The following is a 2,632-nucleotide window of genomic DNA, read 5'->3' on the forward strand; positions in this document are numbered from 1 at the left end:
ACACATACTCAACACACGAGGGAGAAAATCTCTGGGCTATCGCTCCCCCAATGAGGTATTTTTAACACACTTACAGGCGGCATAAGCCCCCTGGGTTTTGTTGCGTTTCGAGTGGGAATGGGGCGTAGAACCCATAAATATGAATGGCACAGTTATTCAGGATACTTACATTACCTAATTAACTCTGATATAAATTATCTCTTCATGGTCATGGTAATTCCTCCCAAAAATATATATTGCTTTATCATCAGTATAACCATGTACATCACCCATCTCCTCAAATGTACCACAATACTTACTTTGCTTATAATCATAACATGTCAAAACAGGTTTGCTTATAAAAAATATTACATTTAGGAAGGTCAGGGATAATAAAACAACTGAAAAAAAAATAGTATAAAAATACTTAAAAATTCGTTTAATCATTGCATGTTTTATTTCTAATGGCGATGATGGCAAAAAGCTAGTCATTTCACTTGTTTTTTTTAAAGATATATCTAATTGCTCGTTAATAAAAGATGTAGAAGATACTAGAAAAAAAGAATAATTTGGTATGGAGAAACCAACTCTAGGTATGGTAATAATGAAGCTTTCGGCGGAAACTTTTGATAGGAGTATACGAATATTTCGAATGGCAACATTCAGAGAGTTAGGAACGGTAACACTATTTTCCCATGCAATAGAAATTATATCCTCTTTTTGGGCTACCTCCCCTTTCATTGATAAAAGATATAGTAATATTTTTTTTTCTGCAATGTTAAGAGCTCCTATTTTTTTATTGCTATAAAAAACAAATCCCGTATTCGAGTCTACTATTACTCTATTCATACTTTCCCCATATTGTGTATGACTTTAGTCTTCAACTAAGTATACTCAAAAAGTATAGTTTAGTATGCATATGCAAAAAAATTAAATTAGATAACATAATTTGTTGTTCTGTAGTTGACCCTACCCCAAAATCCTGCTCCATTCAGAAACAGAATTCCGGCATGATAAACACTTGTAAGCACACCTGTTTTAGTTCCACACACTTTTTGAGGTTTCCGGTTTTTCAGCCATCAGCCGGTACTCTTCCGGCGTCAGGTTATTTAGGGATTCATGAGGCCTCTGGCTGTTGTATTCCGTCAGCCAGCGCTCTGTGATTTCCCGTGCTTCATTCAACATTCTGAACAGATAAAAATCCAGCATTTTGCTCCGGTACGTTCGGTTAAACCGTTCGATACACGCATTTTGCGTCGGTTTGCCTGGCTTGAAAAATTCCAGCATCACGCCATGTTCCTCAGCCCATTGTACCAGAGCCAGTGATACCAGCTCCGGTCCGTTATCCATCCGCACCTTCAGCGGAATCCTCGGTTTGCCACTATCCTGTCCAGCACACGCACAACCTGCTGCGCCGGGATATTCAGGCCAATTTTGATGGCCAGAGCCTCGCGGTTAAAATCATCCACGACGTTGAAAGTCCGAAAACGTCGGCCACATGTCAGCGCGTCGTGCATAAAATCAATCGACCAGCTCTGATTGAGCGCTCCCGACGTCGCCAGCGGAGCCGGATTGCGCACCGGCATGCGTTGCTTTCCTTTACGAAGAAAGTTTAGTTTCAGCAGACATTAAATCCGGTGTACACGCTTGTGGTTCCAGACGTGTCCCTGCATGCAAAGCACCTGAAAAATCCTCTTAAATCCGTAGTGCGGATAACGCTCAGCCGCCTCAGTCAGCCTCTGGATCACCGGTTCATCCCGTCTCGTATCCGGTTGATAATGAAATACCGTCCTGCTCAGCGATAACATCCTGCATGCCTGGCGTATGCTCATCGTAAACTGCGTAGTCAGATAACTGACGAGCTCACGATTTATCGCTGGTTTTAAAGCTTTTTTCGATGACGTCTTTCAGCGCCCGGCATTCCAGACTCAGATCGGCAAACATCTGCTTCAGACGACGATTCTCGTCCTCAAGATCTTTGACTCTTTTGATATCAGCGGCTTCCATCCCGCCATATTTCGCCTTCCAGTTGTAGTAGCTGGCTTCGGAAATAGCGGCCTCGCGACACACATCTTTGACTGTGTGCCCGGCTTCGACGGACTTCAGAACGGCGATGACCTGGTGCTCGGTGAATCGGATCTTACGCATAGCTATCTCCACAGGTGACATAATCAGTATGTCGGAAGACCTCTAAAAGTGAATGGGCCGTTTTACCGGGATACTTACAGTAGCGCAGGCGTACTACCGTTCAATAAAGATCATATTTTTTTATGATGTTAATGAGTTTTCCTTTTTGGTGTGTAGTTAATTCCTGGTTAGCCTCAAATGAATATTGAGATCGATAATAACGAGCCTGAGTCCGTGCTTTCCCAACTTCATTAAGATATTGCTTTACAGCTTTGTCATCTGACTGTTCTGACTCATTTTTTTTGGAAATTGCATTATTACTAACACTATTGACACCAATGCTTTTAAGGCTTTTTTCAGTATGGGCCTTGATGGCTTCAAATTTTACCCTTTGTGCTGAGTCCAAATTGAGTCCTTGGGTAAAAGTATTGTGACTTCTAGTCAGTTTTGGATCGGCAGCGATGCTGCTATAAGAAAAAGATAGCATAATCATTGCAAAAAATATCGCAAACGTTTTTTTCATAAG

2 protein-coding genes and 1 pseudogene are annotated in these 2,632 nt (G+C 41.6%); all 3 read right to left on the bottom strand.

The features are described 5' to 3' along the window. Positions 1 to 174 precede the first annotated feature (174 nt). Positions 175 to 828 (bottom strand): winged helix-turn-helix domain-containing protein, encoded by a 654-nt coding sequence (locus ACMV5H_RS25250; RefSeq protein WP_414822766.1) that lies wholly within the window; start codon positions 826 to 828, stop codon positions 175 to 177. Between the two features lie 189 nt (positions 829 to 1,017). After that, positions 1,018 to 2,127 (bottom strand): annotated as a pseudogene (locus ACMV5H_RS25255) (IS3 family transposase). Positions 2,128 to 2,227: 100 nt separating this feature from the next. Beyond that, positions 2,228 to 2,632, bottom strand: a 405-nt coding sequence (locus ACMV5H_RS25260) for a Spy/CpxP family protein refolding chaperone (RefSeq protein ID WP_414822767.1), incomplete at its 5' end; no start/stop codon positions are given.

It is taken from the genome of Serratia sp. N21D137 (genome assembly GCF_047530005.1).
GTDB classification, from domain to species: Bacteria; Pseudomonadota; Gammaproteobacteria; order Enterobacterales; family Enterobacteriaceae; genus Chania; species Chania fonticola_B.